The sequence below is a fragment of the Terriglobus albidus genome (genome assembly GCF_025685425.1).
In the GTDB taxonomy this organism is placed as follows: domain Bacteria; phylum Acidobacteriota; class Terriglobia; order Terriglobales; family Acidobacteriaceae; genus Terriglobus; species Terriglobus albidus.
This window is the reverse complement of the sequence record NZ_JAGTAS010000026.1, coordinates 135,387-157,006: the sequence shown is the minus strand read 5'-3', so window position 1 is coordinate 157,006 and position 21,620 is coordinate 135,387. Positions and strand designations below refer to the sequence as shown.

Sequence of the window (21,620 nt, the reverse complement as noted above, 5' to 3'; positions counted from 1 at the left end):
GAAGCCGCACGTGGGCACTTTGGCGACAACAAGACCTGCCATTCTTGCGCCTTCAGGCCTGCGAGGCACCGCGGATCGAGCGCAGACATGGATCAATACACATCCTGCCCTGGCCTTTACAACGCTTAGCGCCTTCTACGCTGTCATTACCACGCTGCTCTCTTCCATGAAGCTGCTGTGGCTCGATGAGCTGATCACGTATCACCTTGCGAATCTGGGTTCAGCCCACGCGATCTGGCACGCCCTCAGCCTGGGCGCCGATCCGAATCCGCCTCTGTCGCATCTCGCGGTTCTGAGTGCGATGCGCCTGTTTGGCAATCACGAGCTCGCACTGCGCCTGCCGGCAATCGCCGGCTACTGGTTGGGGTTGTTATCGCTCTACCTCTTCCTGCGGCGGAGAATCTCCCCCACATGGGCACTCGCGGGAACCTTCCTGTCGATGGCAACCGGCGCCTTCGAATACTCCTATGAAAGCCGCAGCTACGGCATCTTTTATGGTTTCGCGATGCTGGCCCTACTGTGCTGGTCTCGAACCATCGAACCGAAGACGCGCAGCCATGAAGCCCTTACTCTGACCGGCATGGTGATCGCACTGGCGCTCGGCATCTCCACCAATTACTTCGCGGTGCTCGCGTTTCTTCCCGTGGCAGCGGGTGAGGTGGCTTTCACGTTGCAACGACTGCATACCGAGCGATGGCGCATGGCGGAGCTTCACTCTATCATTCGTCCCCGAATCTGGCTGGGAATGATGCTGGCTGCTGCTCCTCTCGTCTGCTACCGAGGCCTGATCCGCGCAGGAATTTCTACCTATGCTCCGCATGCATGGAACAAGGTTTCTCTCGATCAGGTCTTCGACTCCTACACGGAGATGGTGGAGGCAGTGCTGTATCCGCTGCTCGCGCTGTTTCTGCTGGTCGGCATCGTCCGCGTCCTTTCTCGCTTCTGTACAAACTGCCGCGCTTCCATCCGGCCCAGAGCTCTGGGCCAACTCGCAACCGAGTACCGCATGCGACATGGGAGGCAAGCGTTTCCAACCCATGAGCTGATCGCGGCGTTCTTCCTCATGCTGTATCCATTCCTCGGTTATGCGGTCGCTTCGATCAAAGGCGGCATGCTCTCTCCGCGTTTTGTGATTCCGGTATGTTTCGGTTTTGCCATTGCCGGCGTTGCGGCGGCGCATCGGCTCTTCGGACATACGCGCTACGCCGCCATCATCTTCCTTATCCTCTTTGTGACATGGGTAACGACCCGTGAGTCCATCATTGGCTACTGGTATACAGAGCAGAAGCAGAGCTTTTATAAGGTCGTGAGCCACCTTTCGACCATCGCCGGCAACCAACCGATCGCGATTCCCGATCCGCTCATGGTGCTTACGTTCCAACGCTATGCACCACCGTCACTTGCCTCGCGCATTGTCTTCCCCGTCGACTTCGACGCAATCCGCCGGTTCCGCGGAGAAGACTCACCCGACCGCAACCTCTGGACCGGACGGAACAGCTACTATCACGTCCCCATTGTTCCGCTGGCCGGCTTCCTGCAACAGACAGGGCACTTCATCATCCTTGGCCACGACAAGAACTGGATGGTGCAGGACCTGCGCGAACACCGTTATCCCGTAGATGAGATGCCAATCAATACACGCGCGGGCGCAATTGGAGGATTTACGCCGCTCATGCACGGCGTACCGAAGTTCTATGAAGCTTCAGGAGACCGCTCGCCGGCCAGTGGATATGGACACGTGGCTACAATCATTCCATTTCACAGTGAAGCGAATCAGCCGCATGAGGATGACCTGGAACTTCCGATTCAAGACATTCGATAGCAATCATTGAGACGCGCCGACACTCGTTGCCCCATTCTTCGCGGAACGCGAAGAATGGGGTCCCCGGCGAACTTGTTCGCTGGGGTTTAGCGTGGGGTATCGAGCGAATAATAAGCAGACAAGCACCTGAGTCCGTTGCGCGCGGCGCAACTATTTCGCGCCACGGGCGCGAATGTCTTGTTAAGGGGACGGCTTCAGCCGTCCCATACTGAGCTGCCAGGAGTAGCGGCTTTAGCCGCTGAGGGCTCCGTGGTGGAGAAGCAGATTTCTCCGCTTCCGCTACGAAATGACAAAAGTGTGGCCTCAAGGCTACACTTCGCCGTGAAGAAATCTGACCTCAGCGGCTAAAAGCCGCCGCCTGGGCGAGGACTTCGTACGGGACGGCTGAAGCCGTCCCCTTAAGCATGGCATTCGCACCTGCGGTGCGAAACGGGATGCGCTATGCGGATAAAAAATTCGCGGCCGAGGGCCTCGCTTCCTGCTAGACCTGTAAGGATCTCTGGAGACACTCTGTAAAGGATGTCAGGGAACTCAACGCTTCGCGAAAGAATGGGGCAACGGTGCATTACCCGTCCATACAAGAAAAGGGCCGGGCAATATGCCCGGCCCTTTCTTCCTATTCTTACGCCGGAACCGCTTCCGATTCGACGACCTCGAAGGTGAGAGCGTCTTTACCAGCATCGACGCGCACCTTGTCGCCGTGCCGCACTTCGCCGTCCAGAATCTTGATGGCGAGCGGGTCCTGCACCAGTCGCTGGATCGCACGCTTCAGCGGACGAGCTCCGTAGGCGCGATCGTAACCCGCGGCAAAGAGTTTCTTGTGCGCCGCCGGTGTCAGCTCCAGATGAATCTTCCGTGCGTCCAGAAGCTTCTGCAGGTCGGCAAGTCGCAGGTCGACGATATGCGTCAACTGCTCCTCGCCCAGCGGATGGAAGACCACGATGTCATCCACACGGTTCAGGAACTCCGGGCGGAAGTGCTGCTTCAGCGAGTCGATCACACGGCTCTTGGCATCTTCGAAGCCATCTTCACTGTCGGCCCAGGCCGTCGACAACGCGCTTGCACCGATATTAGACGTCATGATCAGCACGGTGTTTTTGAAATCGACCGTACGTCCCTTCGAATCGGTCAGGCGGCCATCATCCAGTACCTGCAACAGCACGTTGAAGACATCCGGATGCGCTTTCTCGATCTCATCGAAGAGCACTACGGCATACGGGCGCCGGCGGATCGCCTCCGTCAACTGTCCACCTTCGTCGAAGCCCACGTATCCCGGAGGAGCGCCGATCAGGCGTGCCACGGCGTGCTTCTCCATGTACTCCGACATATCAATGCGCACCATCGCCTGCTCGTCGTCGAAGAGGAACTCCGCCAGAGCACGCGCCGTCTCCGTCTTACCTACGCCCGTGGGTCCGAGGAAGATGAAACTACCGATGGGGCGCTTGGGATCGGACAAGCCCGCACGGGAGCGGCGAATTGCATTCGCCACCGCCGTCAAAGCTTCATCCTGTCCGATGACACGCTCGCGCAGACGCTGCTCCATATGGACCAGCTTCTGTACTTCGCCTTCGAGCATCTTCGCCACCGGAATTCCGGTCCACTTGGAGACGATCTTGGCGATATCTTCCTCGTCCACCTCTTCCTTCAACATGCGTTGCGCAGTGTCGCTACCATCCTGCAGCTTCTCGAGCTCCTTCAGCTCCGCCTCCGCCTTGGGCAGATCACTGTACTGAATCTGCGCTGCCCTTCCGAGATCGCCCTTGCGGGTCTGCTCTTCGATCTGGAAGCGCAGATTCTCAATCGCCTGCTTCAACTCGCTGATGCGGCTAATAGCATCTTTCTCCTTCTGCCACCGCGCCCGCAGGCCACTGGCCTGCTCCTTGATGTCGGCCAGCTCCTTCTCAACTTCCTGCAACCGGTCCTGCGAGTTCGGATCCTTCTCCCGCTTCAGGGCCTCACGCTCAATCTCGAGCGAGGTCGCCCGACGCTCCAGCGCATCGATCTCTACCGGAACACTGCCAATCTGGATGGCCAGCGATGCTGCCGCTTCGTCCACAAGATCAATCGCCTTGTCCGGAAGGAAGCGGTCGCTGATATAGCGATGTGAGAGCACGGCCGCCGACACAATCGCCGAGTCCTTGATGCGTACCTTGTGGTGCGACTCGTACCGCTCTTTCAGGCCGCGCAGAATCGCGATCGTATCGTCGACATTGGGCTCGCCGACATACACAATCTGGAAGCGGCGCTCCAGTGCGGCATCCTTCTCGATGTATTTGCGGTACTCGTTCAGCGTGGTTGCGCCGATCGCCCGTAGCTCGCCGCGCGCCAGCGCCGGCTTGAGCATATTGCTGGCGTCAATCGCGCCTTCTGCAGCTCCAGCGCCCACCAGCGTGTGCAGCTCATCGATGAACAGGATGATCTGTCCGTTCGACTCTTCAATCTCCTTCAGCACAGCCTTCAGACGGTCTTCGAACTCACCGCGGAACTTCGCTCCGGCAAGCATCGATCCCAGGTCCAGCGAGATAACCCGCTTCTCCTTCAGAATCTCCGGCACATCGCCGGAGACGATGCGGCGAGCCAGGCCTTCGACAATCGCCGTCTTACCCACGCCGGGTTCACCGATCAGTACCGGGTTGTTCTTACTGCGGCGCGACAGTACCTGAATGACGCGGCGAATCTCCTCGTCACGGCCGATCACCGGATCGAGCTTACCTTTGCGCGCTTGCTCGGTCAGATCCTTGGCGTACTTCTCCAGCGCCTGGAACTTCCCTTCGGGATTCTGATCGGTCACGCGCTGTGTGCCGCGCACCGAGGTCAGCGCCTTCAGAATCGCATCATGGGTTGCGCCGAAGGTCGCCAGCGCGGCCTGGACGACGCCGTTCTTCTCTTCGCTTAAGGCCAGCAGAAGATGCTCGGTCGAGACGTACTCGTCCTTGAAGTTCTCTGCCTCTTTGAAGGCGCGATCCAATACTTTCTGCAGGGCAGCACCCACACCGGGCTGCTGGCTTGCCCCCTGTACCTTCGGCAGTTTCGCAATGGCCGCATTCACCTGGCTAAGAAGCTGCTGCACAGGGACACCGATCTTCTCCAGCACCGGAATGACGATGCCCTCACGGTCTTCCAGCAGAGCAGCGGCCAGATGCAGCGGCAGTACCTCGGGGTTTCCCGAGTCAGAGGCATGGCCCAGCGCCGCCTGCACCGCCTCCTGCGACTTCACCGTAAATTTGTCCCAACGAATTGCCATCGTTTCCCTACCTCACCTAATCCTTAGATACATCTCAGGGCTGCATACGCATCACAAAAGAATGGGAGCCCTCCCTTCAACGGCAGGTCTCCCATCGTTTCGGTGCCCGTCAGTGCACCATGAAGCTTACGCCGCGGTCTTTGCCTCAACCTGCTTCGGACCGGTACCGGCAACGCCGATCTTGATCTGCTTGGGTTGAGCCTCAGACTTCTTAGCGATCTCAACCTGAAGCACACCATCTTTATAGTCGGCGCTCACCTTCTCCATATCCGCCGTTTGCGGAAGAGTGAACATACGAATGAAGCTGCCGTATCGGCGCTCAATCCGGTGGAAGTTCTCTTCCTTCTCTTCCTTTTCAAACTTGCGTTCGCCCTTGACCGTCAGGGTCTGGTTCTCCAGACGAACGTCGATATCTTCCTGCCTGATCCCCGGAACGTCGAGTTTCAGCACGATTTTCTGCGCATCCTCATAAACGTCCACGGCGGGGGTGAAATTCCCTGACGCCAACGACTCACTACGCCCTTCAGGCGCACCGAAATCATTGAAGATCGAGTTCAAACGGTTCTGCAGGACAGCCAGATCCGAGAACGGGGTCCAACGTGTGATCGTCATGATGCATTTCCTCCTGAACTGTGGGCCGGGATCTCCGGCCTTCACATCATCTGACGCATACCATAGCACAATCGATTCATAAAATGTGATGCAATTACACTCAACTTTTTAGAAAAGACTCTCACGTTCTCGTAAGCAGTTGAAAATAAATTACTTTTTCACGTGTTCCAAGCGGCGCTCGGCCCACTCACCGCCGAAAACCGTCGCCGGAACCATGACGACGATCGATACCCAGGTCAACTCCAGCGAGCCCGACTTGCTGACCAGAAGAGACTCCGCCACACCAAGCCCGCCTGTAGCGAACAGAATGATCGCCGTCCCCCAGGCTGAGCGGCGCGACCCGCCGATGACCGCAGCCAGAAATCCGGTCGTCACCGAGCAGAAGAAGCCGACCACGATACTTGCGAGCAGGTAGCGCGTCGAGACTCGCTGTGTCGGATCATGATGTGTTTTCATAAACCACACAACCGAGCTGCCGAGTGAGAACAGGTAACCGAGAACAGCGCCGACAACGATCCGAACCATGGAAGGTCTCCGTGCTGAATGATGACATACCCGTTCAGGCAACTCCTCAACAAAAGCTTTGCATCGCATGGGAGTCCCATTGATCGTCTCGATGCGTGCCTTTGGCTACCGGCTCGCCTACATCGGCGCCGTCCTGATTGTGTTGCTTAATAGCTGGCTGGCTTATCGCGCTCTCCGTATTTTCGCGGCGAGTCAGCGGTGGCAATCTCACACGCTGGAGACCGTTACTGCCTGTGAACAGCTTGTGGCAGAGATCCGGACGGCCGAGAGCGCGGCCCGGGGCTATGTCCTGCAGGCGGATCCGATCCTGGAAAAGCAGTACAACGATGCCGTCAACCAGGTCTGGGATACCTTCGAGTACGTAGGCAAGCTCACAGAGGATAGCCCCAGCCAGCAGGCTCGCTTACCCAAGGTCCGCGAGCGGATTCAGGCACGGCTGACCTCGATTGAGATCGGCGTTCAACTTCGCAAGGCTCAACCTGCTGCCGCGCTCACGCCGGATCAGCTTTCGATCATGATGACCGACCAGTACCGGTATGGCAACTTCACAGCCGCTTACGCCGTTGCCCAGATCGAAGGAGAGGAACGCCGTCTGCTCAAATGGCGGGACGATCAGGTCACAACCGCCCGGCGCTCGGCCTACACCACCTTCGGCGTTGCGACCGGGTTGAATCTGCTGTTCCTGATTCTCGCCTTCCATTTCCTGGGAAAAGAGATTACTGCCCGCGACCAGATTGCTGCACAAGCCGAGGAGATTCGCACCCTGGCTACCGATCTAGAAAAGCGCGTGAGGGAACGCACGCACGCGCTCGAAACTTCGAACCATGAGCTCGAAGCCTTCTCCTATTCCGTATCGCACGATCTTCGCGCACCGTTGCGCACCATCGACGGTTTTTCGCTGGCCCTGTATGAAGACTACGGCGACAAACTGGACGATCAGGGGCGCGACTACATTCATCGCGTCCGCAGCGGTGTGCAGCGCATGGGTCAGCTGATCGATGCCCTGCTGCAGTTGTCCCGCGTAACTCGTACCGACCTTATCCGCGAGACAACGGATCTGGCGGAGCTTGCCCGATCCGTTGCCGCCGATCTCAAAGCGTCGGACCCCGAGCGCAACGTCCGTTTCGAGATTCCCGGCACTCCCGTCCTTGCCCAGGCTGATCCCCGCCTGCTGCGCATTGCCCTTGAAAACCTGCTGGGAAATGCCTTCAAGTTCACCGCAAAAATACCAAACGCTGTCATCAGGTTCGGCTCCTATCCGGGAGACGGCTCGAACGTCTACTTTGTCCGCGATAATGGAGCCGGATTTGACATGCGGTATGTTGACCGCCTCTTTACTGCCTTCCAGCGCCTGCATGGAGACCGCGACTTCAAAGGGTCCGGCATCGGCCTTGCAACCACGCTTCGCATCGTCCGCAGGCACCAGGGCCGCATCTGGGCCGAGGGTAAGGAGGATCAAGGCGCGACCTTCTACTTCACACTTGGATCATAATCTTGGGGGGAAGGTTCCTACGAATGACCATCAACACGAATTTGATTCTGCTGGTCGAAGACGACCCGGATCACGAAGCACTCGCCATCCGCGCTTTGCGCAAGGCTAATGTCGCGAACGAGATCAGTGTCGCCCGCGACGGCGCCGAAGCTCTTGAACTGGTCGACAGGTACGAGGCAGGCGAGCTTCCCATGCCGCAGCTCGTTCTTCTGGACCTGAAGCTTCCCAAGGTGCAGGGTCTGGAGGTGTTGAAGGCAATTCGTTCCAAGGAAAGGGCCTCTCTGTTGCCCGTTGTTGTACTCACCTCGTCGGACGAAGAGCGCGATATCGTCAGCTCGTATCGTCTGGGCGTAAACAGCTACATTCGCAAACCAGTCAACTTTACAGATTTTGCTGAAGCTACCAAGCAGCTCGGAATGTACTGGCTTCTGCTGAACCAGGCGCCACCTATCTCGTGAGACATGCGCGTGACCCTGCCGCAGCCCAACATCACTCTCCCCGCGGAACAACGCAGGCGGCTTCGTGTACTTATCGTCGAAGACTACGAGCCTGATGCGCTGTTGCTGAGGCGTCATCTTCACCGGGCCGGATACGAGATCGAGATGCGTCGCATCGAAACCCGCGCGCAGATGCATGAGGCCCTGCGTTCACGCAACTGGGACCTGGTCATCGCCGACTACACGTTGCCCGGTTTTGGAGCACGCGACGCACTGGCCCTGCTGCAGGCCAGTGGAATGGACCTACCCTTCATCATCGTCTCAGGAACCATCAGCGAAGAGACCGCCGTCTCTGCCATGCGTGCCGGAGCACATGACTATGTATTGAAAGACAATCTGGAGCGCCTGGTACCCGCGATCGAACGAGAGCTCGCTGACGCCGAAGCCCGTCACGAAAAGTTACGCACCGCAGCCGCGCTCAAAACTCTGGAAACGCGCTTCTCCGCGACCTTCAACCAGGCCGCTGTCGGCATGGCGCACATCTCGCTCGACGGACGATGGATTCTGGCCAATCAGCGCCTGCGCGACATACTCGGTTTGACCTCGGATGAGCTGGAGGCGGTCAGCTTCTACGACCTGTTGTTACCTTCCTCCGATCGCGATCAAGACAAGGAGATCGTGTTCGAAGATCTGCTCTCACGCAGAGTCCCCAGCATGCGTGTCGAGAAGTGCCTACGCCACAAAGACGGCCATGCCGTCGATGTACAACTCACCATCTCTGTCCTGCAGCCGGACCTCAGCGAGACCGAATCGCTCTCACTGGTGATCGAAGATATCTCCGCGCGCAAGGCCGATGCGCGCGAACGTGCCGAGCTGGTGAAACGCCTGATCAACTCCGAGCGCCTGGCTTCCGCGGGACGCATGGCCAACACGCTCGCACATGAGATCAATAATCCGCTCGAAGCTCTGACCAACGTGTTGTATCTGCTGCAGACACATCCAGAGCTTCCACTCGATCTGCAGGAGCTGGTCAACATGGGCGCACGCGAGCTGGACCGCGTCGGCCATATCACCCGCACGACACTGAGCTTCTATCGCGGCAACTCCGGCGCCGGACATCTGCTGAATAAGCTTATTGATGAAGTCGTACAGCTCTTCGCTTCCCGCGCCGAGGGAGCGCAGATACAGATCATCACGGATCTTCGTCCTTCTCCTTCAGGAAAGACCTTCCCGCTTTCATTGCGGCAGGTCTTTGCCAACCTGATCGGCAATGCCATCGAAGCTATGTCAGGCATAGGCGGCACCCTCACCATCCGCTCCCGCGAGACTCCCGAATGCGCCATCGTTACCATCGCTGACACTGGCCCGGGAATCGCACAGGCGCACATCTCACAGATCTTCGAACCCTTTTTCACCACCAAAGGCGAACGCGGCACAGGCCTCGGCCTGTGGGTCACGCGAGGTATCGTCGCCGAAGCCGGCGGAACACTCTTCCTGCGTACCAGCACCGACCCCAGGCATTGTGGGACCACGATGCGAATTGCGCTGCCTTTGAAGAGCTAAGAAGAGTTAAAAGTTGCAAGTTAAAACGTTAATGCATGGGAGCACGTTGCAGTTTGCCACATCGGGCTGTGCTTTTCTTCGCTCTTTGAGTTTGCCTTGGCTATTGCAATGAAGGCCCGCTACACTGCAGCGACATGGCCAAATCGTTCCGCGAGCTCCTTGTCTGGCAGAAATCGATGCAATTAGCCGAATCGGTGTACCGTAACACCGACGGCTTTCCCCCTCGAGAGATATACGGTCTCGCTGCTCAAATGCGCAGGGCGGCGGTATCCATTCCAAGCAACCTCGCTGAGGGGTCAAATCGCGGAACCCGCAAAGACTATCGACAGTTCGTTACGATCGCGCGAGGCTCTGCCAATGAACTGCAAACGCAGATCGAACTCGCGCAAAGAATCGGCTTGTTAGCGAGCAAAGCGGGAGAAGAATTACAAATGCAAACCCTGGAAGTTAGCCGCATGCTGCATAATCTTTGGGCCTACCTCTCGCCAAAGAAGACAGAGAAGCCTTCAGCTTGATGAGGCTTCGAAGCATGTACCACCCAGGTATTAACGCTTTAACTTTTAACTTTCAACTTTTAACTCCTAAACAAGGACTGGAACATTCTCCACACCTTCGCTCCCAAATACCTTCCGATATCTTGCCACCTCATCAGAGGGCCCGGTGGCTTTCTGGTAGTTGTCACTTAGCTTGACCGCGGGCCTTCCATTCACTGTCTGCAATTTGCAGATCAGGCCAAGCGGCTCCAGCTCGTGTTCTCCACGCGGGTGGCAATCGCGAAAATCATTTGTCAGCAGAGTTCCCCAGCCTGCGCTGAAGCGGATACGTCCATGGAAGCGATGATGCAGGTTGAGAATCTCATCCACATCGAGCGCATCACTCGCGATCAGGCGTCTGCGGCAGGGATCCTGACCACGCTCTTTGAGCCACGCAATATATTCCTCGCCCGCGATAAGAGGATCTTTGCTGTCGATGCGCAGACCGGTCCATGCTGCGACCCAGTCCGGCGCGTTGCGAAAGAACTGCGTACTGCCATACGTGTCGGGAAGCAGCATCAGCAGCGCTCCGCCATAGGTCTGCTGCCAGAGCTCCAGCACCTTGTACTGCGATTGCAATAGCTCTTCATCGTTGTTCGCCATGGCGGCCAGAGCCATAGGTAGCTCGTGCGCATTGGTGCCGATGGCTTCCATATCGTGCTTGTAGGCGAGATATGTATTGGATGTTCCCGTAAAGCGATCGCCAAGCGTGGACTGCATCGCATCGACAACGTACTCCTGCCACAGAAAACTGTGACGGCGGCGAGTGCCGAAGTCCGCGATGCGTAGACCATCGACCGCGCGCATCCGTTCGATCTTCTCCCAGAGCCTTGTCTTCGCCCGCGCATACAGAATGTCGAGCTCCAGCTCATTCAGGCCACGCAGACCGTACCGCGTCTTCATCTCACTCAGGATGGAGAGCGCATAGATCTCCCACATCGTCACCTGCGTCCACTCGCCTGCGAACTCAAGCCGCACCTGTCCATCGATAACATCGAGCAGATAGTCCGGAAGACGGAAGTCATGCTCCAGCCATTCAAGAAAGGCGGGCTCGAAGATACCGCGTACGCCGTAGAAGGTATTGCCGGCGAGCCACACCAGTTCGCTCTTCTTGAAGGTGAGGCTACGTACGTGATCCAGTTGCGCCCGCAACTGCTCGACATCGATCTGCTCTGCCAGCCGCACAACAGACTTGCGGTTCACGACGGAGAAGGTCACCTGGACGTCACGAAAATGTTTCCAGATGTACTGCAGCATCAGCAGCTTGTAAAAGTCCGTATCCAGCAGCGAGCGGACGATCGGGTCCAGTGCCCAGTTATGGTTATGCGCTCGCCGCGCGAGGTTCAAGATCATGCTGCCATTAGAGCATTTTCTCTGGAGGTGGAATGCGGTGAATCGGAAGCTCGGGCATATCGACGTATTGGCGATAACCGATGCGCGGGGTGCCCCATATCCCCTTAGGGACATGGGCCCGGCTTTTCCTCTCCCTGGTACGCGATATTCAGCTAGTCCGAAATATTGTTCCTGAGCTCATCGACAAACTCGATTTCACTGCGGAGTTATAGAGGGGGCCTTCAGCCCTTTGATTTCTCAATGGCGCCGGATACCTGGAGCGTTGCCCCAGGCTGGTATAGGGCGCGCCTTCAGCGCTCTTTCTGCCGACCCCCGTTTTTTGGGGTTCCAATGGCCAAGCTTGTTGGTCAACGAGGATGGGCACTCATAGATGTCCATCCAAGTGCGCAAAAGCACACCCGAAAGGTATAAACCCCGCCCTGAAGCGGGGTTTATACGTCTTGCGATGTATGAAACCATTACTTTCCGTTCTGCGTGGACCGGATGAACTCGGCGGTGTCATCGTGGAAGCGCTTCGTCACCGCCTCGTTCAGGTAGACCATGTGCCCGGACTCGTAGAAGTGGTAGCTGATGTTCTTTTCGAGCGATGACGGAATCTGCAGATGCTTCATCTCGTACTCTGCTCCGAAGTAGAGCGTTCCGAGATCGAAATAGCCGCCCAGCAGCATGACCTTCATCCTGGGATTGCCCTTCATGCAGTTCGCCAGGTCGGTCATGACATTGGCGCCACGGCCGAAGGTCTTGCGCATATCCCAATCAAACCCGGGATCCCCGTAAACGCTTTGTTTATAGGTCAACTGATCGCCGTACTTCAGGATCTCGCGGGTGTAGCTGTTGATAGCCGCGGTATAGGCCGAAGTAATTGCCTGTCCCTGTGGGTCGTACTCTGCCTCCGATGCCAGCGGATCGATATCCGGCGCCTCGTAGCGAGAGTCCAAACGGCCCGTTGTCAGACCATCGCCCAGCTGCAGCATCTTGGAAAATCCGCCGCCGTTGACGCGTAGATTGGCACGTAGCAGATAATCGACGGGAAGACCGGTGTAGCCATGCAGCTTGTCGGCGATCGCCCTTTCATCAGCATCGCTGAGATCGGCTCCCTTCGCCAGCGCCAGCAGATAGTCCGTCATGGCAAAGTGCTCTACCTCGCTCAGGAACGGCTCGAGGGCGGCCGGCTGGCTGGGCAGTTTGTGATGATAGAACGCTGTAGCCGCCATGCTGGGCAGCGACAGCACATATGCCATATCGACACCCGGGTTGGAGCGAGATCCATCAGCCGAGTCGGCAAAATTGAGAATCTGGCTGAGCAGGATGACACCGTTGAGATCAACACCGTTGTTCTGCAGCAGATTCGAGAGCACCGCCGAGCGTGTCGTGCCATAACTCTCGCCGAAGAGATACTTCGGTGAGTTCCAGCGCGAATATTTGGTCAGAAAACGCCGGACAAACCGATCGAACGCATGCGCGTCCTGATCGATGCCCCAGAAGGACTTTTCCTTGTCCTTGCCGAAGATACGGCTGAAGCCGGCTCCCGGCATATCGATGAAGACCACGTCGGAGACGTCGAGCAGCGAATAGGCATTTTCCGTGATCTTGTACGGCGCTGCCGGATCATGATGTGTGTCGTTCGTGATCACACGCTTTGGTCCGAACGAGCCCATATGCAGCCACATGGTCGAGCTGCCTGGGCCACCGTTGTAGAGGAAGGTTACCGGCCGCTCCTCGGCCTTGGCGCCCTTCTTGAAGTAGGCCGTGTAGAACATGCGGGCCGTCGCCGGAGCCTCCTCCGGCTTTTCCAGATTGATGTGGGCCTCAGGCAGCCAGCTTCCGTCGAGTGAGATCTGCGCATCATGCGCATCGTCGGCTGCAACCGTCAGCGTTCCGGCAACCGCCCGGTAGTCGACACGCTGGCCGTTGGCGATGACCGAACCTTCGGTCTCTGAATCAGGCTTCGGGGCTGCGGGCATGGCGGCCGCAGGGGCAGGGGCGGGAACCTTCGGCGGCTCTTCCTTCTGTTGCGCAAAACAGGAAACAGCTACAAAAACCAGAAAAACAAGCTTCTTCATCGTGATGTTGACACCTGGGGAATGGGGGACGGGGATTCCATTCTTGCAACAGGTTACAGGCAAAAAATAGGCCCCACAGCGGTGGGGCCTCGCTCAAGGATTGTCGGTGCCTGGTTGTTCTTCTGACATTTGGACCTGCTAACCATACTTGCCTCCGCCGGACTCTCCCTAAGGGCCCGGAATCTGCATCGTTAGCCAGCCTAATTGCCCCGAACAATGGGACCGTACAACATATTGTGTTGTCGATACGGATAAGTCAAGCAAATTTTCGCCTCGCTGGAACGAATCTGCGCAACTCGCCGTATCCTTCCATCACTATGAAAACCTCCGTCTGCCTGCTCACTCTCGTATCTGCGACTGCGCTGCTCGCCACCGGCTGCCGCGTTACCTCCAGCGGCGAGTCCGGCAACAAGGATGTTCGTGTCGCCACTCCATTTGGAGGACTGCAGGTAAAGACCGACCCGGAGAAGGTGGTCAGCGGTCTCGGCCTGCCCATCTATCCCGGCGCCTCCCTCGAGCTGAAACAGAAAGATGGCAAGGAAGAACCCGATGCGGCCGACTTCAATATGGGCTTCGGCGATTTCCGCATTCACGTGAAGGCAGTGACCTACACGACACCCGATTCAGCCGACAAGGTTGAGGCCTACTACCGCAAGGCGCTGGCCGCCTATGGAGACGTGATTGCCTGCAAGGATAACCAACCGATCGGGACTCCTACCCATACAGGCCAAGGCCTCACCTGCGAGGAGAAGGATGGCCACGTGAACGTCAACGGCAAGGGTGCGGACTCTGTAAAAGGCGATCTGGATCTGCGGGCCGGTTCGAAGCAGCATCAGCACATCGTCGGTATCGAGAAGAAGGGTGACATCACCCGCTTTGGTCTGGTAGCGCTCGATTTGCCAGGCAAGATCAGCTTCGGCGACGACAATAAAGACAAGGAAAAACAAGCAAATTAGCTGATCGACCTACGTGCGAAACCCATGCACCGGGTGCCATCCATCGCATATCGGGGTCCCGACGAACTTGTTCGTTGGGGTGAGAACGCGATGGTTGGCATGTTCTCATTCAAAGCGTAGCGGAGAAATCTGCTTCTCTACCGATGGTTCTCCCGGCTCCAAACCTCAAAAGCAGATCCCTGCGGGATGACAAAAACAATTGGAGCTCCCCTCGAACTCCCAAACTGCCCCGACGAACCCGGCGTGACCGATATCCGAATACACAGAAAATTCACACACCTGTCGGCAAGCGACGCCATCTACAGCCAACGCTGTCTCTGGAAACCCATCGACTTCCATCCAGCGTCCCCCGGTTGCCTGCAGACTGTGGGCCACGTATCATTCGAGGGCAGAATGAGCGAGTCGAAGCCGAAACCTACCCTCCGCGAGAAGGGCAGACTGATGTCTGCCTCAGAGATTGAGCGCACCCTGGTGCGCCTGGCACACGAGATTGTCGAAAAGAACAATGGCGCGGCCAACCTGGGTCTGGTCGGCATCAAGCGCCGCGGTGTTCCCCTGGCGGAGCGTCTGGCAAAGCTGATCGGAGCGATTGAGAAGACCACGGTTGATACCGGCGTTCTCGACATCAGCTTCTACCGCGACGACCTCTCAACCTCTGGACTGCGGCCGACGGTGACTCCCGGCGCGATCGGTTTTGACGTCAACGACCGCGACATCATTCTGATGGACGACGTGCTCTATACCGGCCGTACCATCCGCGCCGCGCTCGATGCCCTGTTTGACCACGGGCGTCCTCGCTCGGTACAACTTCTGGTGCTGATTGACCGCGGGTGGCGCGAACTGCCCATCGAAGCGCAGTTCATCGGCCGCAAGGTTCAAACAACTGATCGTGAAATTATTGAAGTGAAGTTCAACGAAGTCGACCAGCAGGAGCAGGTTCTGCTCGTGGAGCGAGTCGACTAACCCAGGTTCCCCGTCTCACACCCTGATGTCACCTGCCACCAAGTCCGCCTCTAAATCTGCGCCTAAGTCTGTGCCTAAAAAGACTGCCACTGAGGCGCCGCAGCCGAAGGCTACCACACCACCAGCCGACGGCATTCACCCTGGCAGCCTGCTCTCCATCACGCAGCTCTCGCTCGACGAGGTCAGCAATATTCTTGCGCTCGCCGAGCGCCTGGCCGGCGAACCATCAAGCAAGCACGCGACCCTGCTGGAAAACCGCAAGCTGGCACTGCTGTTCTATGAGAGCAGCACCCGCACGCGTACCAGCTTTGAGCTCGCAGCGAAGTCCCTCGGCGCCATGACCACACTGGTCAGCGACAAATCCTCCTCGATCGAGAAGGGCGAGAGCCTGAAAGATACCGGACTGACCCTGCGCGCCCTTGGCGCGGAGTGCATCATCCTGCGCCACAATGCCTCCGGCTCACCTTACCTGCTGGCAAAGCATACCGGTCTGCCCGTACTGAACGCAGGCGACGGTATGCACGAGCATCCTTCGCAGGCGCTGCTGGATCTTCGCACCATCCTCAGCCGCCTGGGGAAGATGCAAGCCGTAACGGACAAGGCACTCGACGGCATTACAGTCTGCATCACCGGCGACATTCTGCACTCACGCGTAGCCCGTTCGAATGCACTGTTGCTGCCGCGTCTGGGAGCAAAGGTCATCCTGTGCGGTCCACAGCAGTTGCTTCCTCCGGAAGCTGAAGACCTGTATCCCGGTATCACGCTGGAACGCGACTTCGATAAGGCGCTGCAGCAGTCGCAGGTTGCCATGATGCTTCGCATCCAGAAGGAGCGGCTCGCAGGCATGCAGATCGACCTGGCCGACTACCAGAAACAGTTCCAGCTCAACGAAGATCGCTACTTCAAACATGCACCTGACGCGTTGGTGATGCATCCCGGACCGATGATCCGTGGGCTCGAAATCACCGCTGATATCGCCGACGGTCCAAACTCCGCTATTGAAGAGCAAGTACGTAACGGTCTCGCCATCCGCATGGCGCTTCTGGTACGCGCGTTGAACGGAGGCGCCGCATGAAATCGATTCTGATCAAAGGCGGCCATCTGATTGATCCGCCATCGCGCACCGATCGTCCGCGCGACCTGCTGATCCATGACAACCGTATCGTGGAGGTCGGCGATCCGGGCAAGCTCAACCCTACTGCCAAAAAAGAAGGCGCCGAGGTCATTGATGCCACCGGCTTGGTGGTCGCACCTGGATTAGTCGATATCCATGTTCACCTGCGCGAACCCGGACAGGCTCACAAGGAAACCATCGAGTCCGGCACGAGGGCCGGAGCCATGGGCGGATTCACCGCGCTCTGCTGCATGCCCAACACCTCCCCTGTGAACGACTCGCCGGAGATCACCCGCTGGACGCTTTCACCGGAGCGCAACGCTGTCATCCGCGTCTTTCCAGTCGCCGCCGCAACCCGCGGCAGCATGGGCGAAACCATCACGGAATACGGCTCGCTGAAGGCTGCCGGCGCCGTCGGCGTCTCCGACGACGGCAAACCTGTCCTGCAAGACGCCGTCATGCACCAGGCGCTGATCGCTGCTGCGCGCGCCGGTCTGCCGATGATCCAGCATGCGGAGAACACCAAGATCACGGTGGGCGCCAGCATGAACGCCGGCGCACGCGCCTTCCGCCTGGGCCTGCGCGGCATGTCTGTCGAAGCAGAGTCCGGCATTGTGGAACGCGACATTCGCCTGGTGCGCGAGCTCACCACATCAGGCAAAGGTCCGCGGCCACATCTGCATGTACAGCATGTCTCGACTGCAAAGGCGATGGAAGCCATCCGTCACGCCAAGCGCGCGGGCCTGCACGTAACCTGCGAGGTTGCGCCGCACCACTTCATGCTGACTGATGAAGCAGTCGAAGGCTACAACACGCACGCGAAAATGAATCCCCCGCTGCGCAGCGAGGCCGACCGCGCAGCGATGGTGACAGCACTGCTGGACGGTACTGCCGACTGCATCGCGACCGATCACGCTCCGCACGCGGTGCATGAGAAGGAGCAGGAGTTCGAGAAGGCTCCGAACGGCATCACCGGTCTGGAGACAGCGCTGTCACTTTCGATCAAGATGCTGCATCACCAACACCGCATGCCGCTGCTGCGCCTGGTTCACCTGATGAGCACCGCACCCGCACACATCATGGGCCTGCGCGGGCGCGGAACCCTGGCGCCTGATGCCTTCGCCGATGTCGTCCTCTTCGATCCGAAGTCGACCTGGACCTTCAATGCCCGCAACTCTCCCTCAAAATCACGCAACACGCCCTTTGATGGACAGACATTGCCGGGCGTGGTGAAGATGACGATCTCGGAAGGAAGAATTGTTTATAAGGCTTAGTTGAATGGTGGAATGGTTGAATGGTAAAAGCCCGGTGAATGCCGGGCTTTTACTTTTGAATATTTGCTAATTCAAGAACCGCCCAGCATCATCCCACGCAAATACTATTCAACAATTCAACCATTCAACTATTCAACGACTTTCCACTACTTACAACTTCCCCATACATCGCGCGCATCAAATCAATCGAACCAACTCGCGCCTCCCCCACCCACTGGCGCGATCAGAAACGAGGACGATCGATGTTTCTCCCCTGGAAGACAATTTCATCTACCGCGGCGGCTCTGCTGTTGTGCTGTGCGCTTGCGGGTTGCAAGTCTGCAGATGAAAAAGCGTTGGAACAAGCAAAACAACAAGCTGCTGCTACTGGCCAACCGCAGCAGGTCGTAACCAACGACGGCAAAGGCAATATCGTTACGACGACCGTGCAACCGCCCGATCCCCAGACCCATCAGCAGACGGTCACACAAACCACTGCGCCAGCTCCGGCGGGCAGCGTCCCCGGAACGACCACGACGGCAGCATCTCCCATGGTGGCTCCTGGCACTGTACCGGGCGCGAGCCCGGCCCCAGCGGGCGCTACTGTACCGGAACCGAATAAGCCGGTTGTGAAGCCGGCGGATGTACGGATTCCCGCCGGAACCAATATGGCCATTCGCATCAATCAACACATCAGCGTGAAGACTACGCCCGCGGGCTCCCGCTTTACCGGCGAGATCGCCGAGCCGATCGCAGTGAATGATCGTGTGATCGTGCCGCGTGGCACACCGGTGGGCGGCGTCGTCGAGGAGTCGCACAAGCGCGGCCACTTCAAGGGCGCATCCATTCTGCAACTTCGCCTCACCAGCATGACCCTGAACGGCACCGAGTATCCGCTGGAAACCGGCTCCTATACCCGCACGAAGAAGGGTAAGGGCAAGCGTAGCGCCGCCTGGATCGGCGGCGGTACCGGCGCGGGCATGCTGATCGGCGGCCTGGCCACCGGCGGCGTCGGCCTTCTGGTCGGCGGCCTCTCCGGCGCTGGTGCAGGCACAGCTGTTGCCGGTCTGACCGGCAACAAGGACATCGACTTACCTGCCGAGTCGCTTGTCCGCTTCCGCCTGGCCGACGACCTCAGCGTCGTCCCCCCGGCAAACAACAACACGGCCTCACCGCAGTAGCACAGACAGACAGCTAGCCTCCCTTAGCGGACGTCCCCCGGCGTCCGCTCTTTTTTTGAATAACCCAATGATTGAAGAATTGAATAAGAACCTGCGCGCCACGTCATTCAATCATTCAATAATCCATCATTCGATTTCATTAAACCATTCGGTTGACAATTCCCTCCGATCCAGGCAATACTCAACCACATGGTTGAACGTGAAGCGAAACTCGATCGAGTCTTTCATGCACTCTCTGACGGCACACGCCGCAGGATGCTACGCCGGCTGGCGGGTGGAGAGCGCTCGGTCGGTGAACTGGCCGCAGGCTTCGAGATGTCGTTCGCAGCAGGCGCCAAGCATGTGAAGGTGCTGGAGAACGCAGGTCTGGTGCGGAGGCGCATTGTGGGCCGTGTGCACCTGTGCCGTCTTGAGGCACGGCAACTGAAGAAGGCGGACGAGTGGTTGCGCTTTTATGAACGCTTCTGGAGCGACAGCCTGGATCGTCTGGAGATGCTGCTGGAACAGGACGCGGCAGCGGATGCGAAATCGAAAGGAGAGAAATAGTGAAGCAGGCAACAATCATCGACAAGCGCGCAGTGCGCGTCAATGCAGACACATTCCGCTTCGAACGCCTGTTTCCCGGCCCCATCGAACGGGTATGGGAATACCTTGTGGACGGCGAGAAGCGTGGCAAGTGGCTCGCCAAGGGCGACGCCGGAACCTCGGTCGGCGAAGAGTTCCAGATGCGCTTCAAACACGCGGAGCTGACACCTGAGCCGGGCGCGATTCCTGACCGATTCAAACAGTACGAAAACGGCCTTACCAGCACGCACAAGGTAACCGTGTGGGAGCCTCCCCGTCGCTTCGGTATGAGCTGGGGAGAGGGCGAGGAGCCCTCTGAAGTCCTCTTCGAGCTCACGCCCGAGGGCAAGAAAGTCCGCTTCGTCCTGACACACCGCCGCGTCTCCGACGCGACCCAGGCGGATGGCTTTACCAAAGGTTGGCATACGCATCTGGAAGTGCTGGAAGGCGTTCTGGAAGAGAAGCCGCTGGAGCCCTTCTGGGATCTTTTCCGCAAGTCCGAAGCGCTTTACGAAACAGCCTAGTAACAAATGGGCCTCGTGGATGCCACATTCCCGCGAGACCCATTTTCTTCACGCCCACTACAATCAAAGAGACAGCTTTTTTGAGAGTAGAGGGCCCACCCCAGCAATGGCTTTGAATTGTGGCATCGTCGGCCTGCCGAACGTCGGCAAGAGCACGATCTTCAACGCGCTGACCTCGGCCAAGGCGATGGCCGCCAACTATCCTTTCTGCACCATCGAGCCCAACGTGGGCGTCGTGGTCGTTCCCGATCCCCGGCTCGACAAGATCACCCAGTTCGTCAAGCCGGCCAAGACCGTGCCCACGACTATGGAGTTCGTCGATATCGCCGGCCTCGTCGCCGGCGCCAGCAAAGGCGAAGGCCTCGGCAACCAGTTCCTGGGCCACATCCGCTCGACGGATGCCATTGCGCACGTCGTCCGCTGCTTCGCCGATGACAATGTGGTGCACGTTGCCGGCGGCGTAAATCCGCTAAGCGACATCGATGTCATCAACACCGAGCTTCTGCTCGCCGATCTTGAATCCGTCGAGAAGCGGCTGGTCAAGACCGAGAAGGTTGCCAAGAACTCGCAGGACGCCAAGGTGAAGAGCGAACTCTCCGCTCTGAAGAAGCTGCAGGCCGTGCTCGGCGAAGGCAAGCCCGCGCGCGTTGCCGACCTCACCGAAGACGAGCTGATCGCCAGCCGCGAGCTTTTTCTCATCACCCAGAAGCCGATGCTCTACGTCGCCAATGTCGACGAAGCCGGTCTGACCGAGGGCAATGAGTGGACGGCCCAGGTGGAGAAGCGCGCCGCCGAAGAAGGCAGCGAGGTTGTGCGCATCTGCGGCGCGATGGAGAGCGAAATCGCTCTGCTCGATCCGGAAGAGCGCAAGGAGTTCCTCTCCGCCATAGGCATGGAAGAACCTGGCCTCAACCGCCTGATCCGCGCTGCCTACAAGCTGCTGCATCTGATCACCTACTTCACCGCCGGTGTCACCGAAGTTCGCGCCTGGACCATCAAGCGCGGCACCAAGGCTCCGGGAGCCGCGGGCGTGATCCACTCCGACTTCGAAAAGGGCTTCATCCGCGCCGAGGCTTACCACTGCGACGATCTCTTCGCCCTCGGCAGCGAACAGGCGGTAAAGGAGAAAGGCCTCTATCGCTCGGAAGGCAAGGAGTACGTCGTCAAGGACGGCGACATCCTCTTCTTCAAGTTCAACGTCTAGAGCAATTCTCCTGATACGGTGCCTCTGGATAAATCTGCGACTGCCGTTTTCTTCTCCCGCTAACGGCGCCAAAGCACCCGAGTAACCACCAAACTGGGTGCCCCAGGTCCCTCGGGGACCTGGGTATTCGCGCTACGCGCGAACCGCTTTTCGCACTAACAGCATGGGGAGAGAAGCAGATTTCTCCGCTCCCTTCGGTCGCTGCGAACGGACAAAA

At 58.3% G+C, this 21,620-nt stretch carries 18 protein-coding genes; 13 read left to right on the top strand and 5 right to left on the bottom strand.

The features are described 5' to 3' along the window. The first annotated feature begins 19 nt into the window (after nucleotides 1–19). Nucleotides 20–1,822: an ArnT family glycosyltransferase gene (locus OHL21_RS04895; RefSeq protein WP_263416130.1), complete on the top strand. Its 1,803-nt coding sequence runs from the start codon at nucleotides 20–22 to the stop codon at nucleotides 1,820–1,822. A 622-nt stretch (nucleotides 1,823–2,444) separates the two neighbouring features. Here the strand turns inward: OHL21_RS04895 and clpB are convergent. The 3 genes from clpB to OHL21_RS04880 form a co-directional block, all read right to left on the bottom strand. Further along, the gene (clpB, locus tag OHL21_RS04890) at nucleotides 2,445–5,066 is read right to left on the bottom strand and encodes an ATP-dependent chaperone ClpB (protein ID WP_263416129.1); all 2,622 of its coding nucleotides are present in this window, start codon (nucleotides 5,064–5,066) and stop codon (nucleotides 2,445–2,447) included. Nucleotides 5,067–5,192: 126 nt separating this feature from the next. After that, a complete protein-coding gene (locus tag OHL21_RS04885; protein ID WP_263416128.1) occupies nucleotides 5,193–5,678 on the bottom strand; it encodes an Hsp20/alpha crystallin family protein in 486 nt (161 codons plus the stop codon). Between the two features lie 150 nt (nucleotides 5,679–5,828). Further along, complete coding sequence (locus OHL21_RS04880) at nucleotides 5,829–6,203, bottom strand: hypothetical protein (RefSeq protein WP_263416127.1); 375 nt, start codon at nucleotides 6,201–6,203, stop codon at nucleotides 5,829–5,831. Nucleotides 6,204–6,270: 67 nt separating this feature from the next. Here OHL21_RS04880 and OHL21_RS04875 point away from each other — a divergent pair, with 67 nt between their 5' ends. From OHL21_RS04875 to OHL21_RS04860, 4 genes are all read left to right on the top strand, one after another. Then, complete coding sequence (locus tag OHL21_RS04875) at nucleotides 6,271–7,695, top strand: sensor histidine kinase (RefSeq protein ID WP_263416126.1); 1,425 nt, start codon at nucleotides 6,271–6,273, stop codon at nucleotides 7,693–7,695. Between the two features lie 23 nt (nucleotides 7,696–7,718). Further along, complete coding sequence (locus tag OHL21_RS04870) at nucleotides 7,719–8,153, top strand: response regulator (protein WP_263416125.1); 435 nt, start codon at nucleotides 7,719–7,721, stop codon at nucleotides 8,151–8,153. 3 nt (nucleotides 8,154–8,156) lie between these two features. Continuing rightward, a complete protein-coding gene (locus tag OHL21_RS04865; RefSeq protein ID WP_263416124.1) occupies nucleotides 8,157–9,695 on the top strand; it encodes a hybrid sensor histidine kinase/response regulator in 1,539 nt (512 codons plus the stop codon). A 134-nt stretch (nucleotides 9,696–9,829) separates the two neighbouring features. Further along, nucleotides 9,830–10,210: a four helix bundle protein gene (locus OHL21_RS04860; protein ID WP_263416123.1), complete on the top strand. Its 381-nt coding sequence runs from the start codon at nucleotides 9,830–9,832 to the stop codon at nucleotides 10,208–10,210. A gap of 66 nt (nucleotides 10,211–10,276) precedes the next feature. Here the strand turns inward: OHL21_RS04860 and pncB are convergent, their stop codons facing one another. Both pncB and OHL21_RS04850 read right to left on the bottom strand, forming a co-directional pair. Further along, on the bottom strand, nucleotides 10,277–11,581 hold the full coding sequence (pncB, locus tag OHL21_RS04855; RefSeq protein ID WP_263416122.1) for a nicotinate phosphoribosyltransferase: 1,305 nt from the start codon (nucleotides 11,579–11,581) through the stop codon (nucleotides 10,277–10,279). Between the two features lie 458 nt (nucleotides 11,582–12,039). Beyond that, the gene (locus OHL21_RS04850) at nucleotides 12,040–13,644 is read right to left on the bottom strand and encodes a S10 family peptidase (RefSeq protein ID WP_263416121.1); all 1,605 of its coding nucleotides are present in this window, start codon (nucleotides 13,642–13,644) and stop codon (nucleotides 12,040–12,042) included. Nucleotides 13,645–13,961: 317 nt separating this feature from the next. Between OHL21_RS04850 and OHL21_RS04845 the strand changes: the two genes are divergently transcribed. The 8 genes from OHL21_RS04845 (at nucleotide 13,962) to ychF (ending at nucleotide 21,403) form a co-directional block, all read left to right on the top strand. After that, entirely contained in the window at nucleotides 13,962–14,600 is a 639-nt protein-coding gene (locus OHL21_RS04845) for a hypothetical protein (protein WP_263416120.1), read from the top strand. 393 nt (nucleotides 14,601–14,993) lie between these two features. Continuing rightward, nucleotides 14,994–15,563, top strand: coding sequence for a bifunctional pyr operon transcriptional regulator/uracil phosphoribosyltransferase PyrR (gene pyrR, locus OHL21_RS04840; protein WP_263416119.1), 570 nt, complete (start codon nucleotides 14,994–14,996; stop codon nucleotides 15,561–15,563). A gap of 70 nt (nucleotides 15,564–15,633) precedes the next feature. After that, on the top strand, nucleotides 15,634–16,638 hold the full coding sequence (locus tag OHL21_RS04835; RefSeq protein ID WP_399257350.1) for an aspartate carbamoyltransferase catalytic subunit: 1,005 nt from the start codon (nucleotides 15,634–15,636) through the stop codon (nucleotides 16,636–16,638). Further along, a complete protein-coding gene (locus tag OHL21_RS04830) occupies nucleotides 16,635–17,951 on the top strand; it encodes a dihydroorotase (RefSeq protein ID WP_263416118.1) in 1,317 nt (438 codons plus the stop codon). Before OHL21_RS04835 ends, OHL21_RS04830 begins: the two co-directional genes overlap by 4 nt. Nucleotides 17,952–18,193: 242 nt before the next feature. Further along, entirely contained in the window at nucleotides 18,194–19,111 is a 918-nt protein-coding gene (locus tag OHL21_RS04825; RefSeq protein ID WP_263416117.1) for a RodZ family helix-turn-helix domain-containing protein, read from the top strand. A 189-nt stretch (nucleotides 19,112–19,300) separates the two neighbouring features. After that, entirely contained in the window at nucleotides 19,301–19,657 is a 357-nt protein-coding gene (locus OHL21_RS04820; RefSeq protein WP_263416116.1) for an ArsR/SmtB family transcription factor, read from the top strand. Further along, nucleotides 19,657–20,199, top strand: a complete 543-nt coding sequence (locus OHL21_RS04815) for an SRPBCC family protein (protein ID WP_263416115.1) — start codon at nucleotides 19,657–19,659, stop codon at nucleotides 20,197–20,199. Before OHL21_RS04820 ends, OHL21_RS04815 begins: the two co-directional genes overlap by 1 nt. Before the next feature lie 106 nt (nucleotides 20,200–20,305). Next, nucleotides 20,306–21,403 carry a redox-regulated ATPase YchF gene (gene ychF, locus OHL21_RS04810; protein WP_263416114.1) on the top strand — a complete coding sequence of 366 codons (1,098 nt, stop codon included), beginning with the start codon at nucleotides 20,306–20,308 and terminating at the stop codon, nucleotides 21,401–21,403. Nucleotides 21,404–21,620 lie beyond the last annotated feature (217 nt).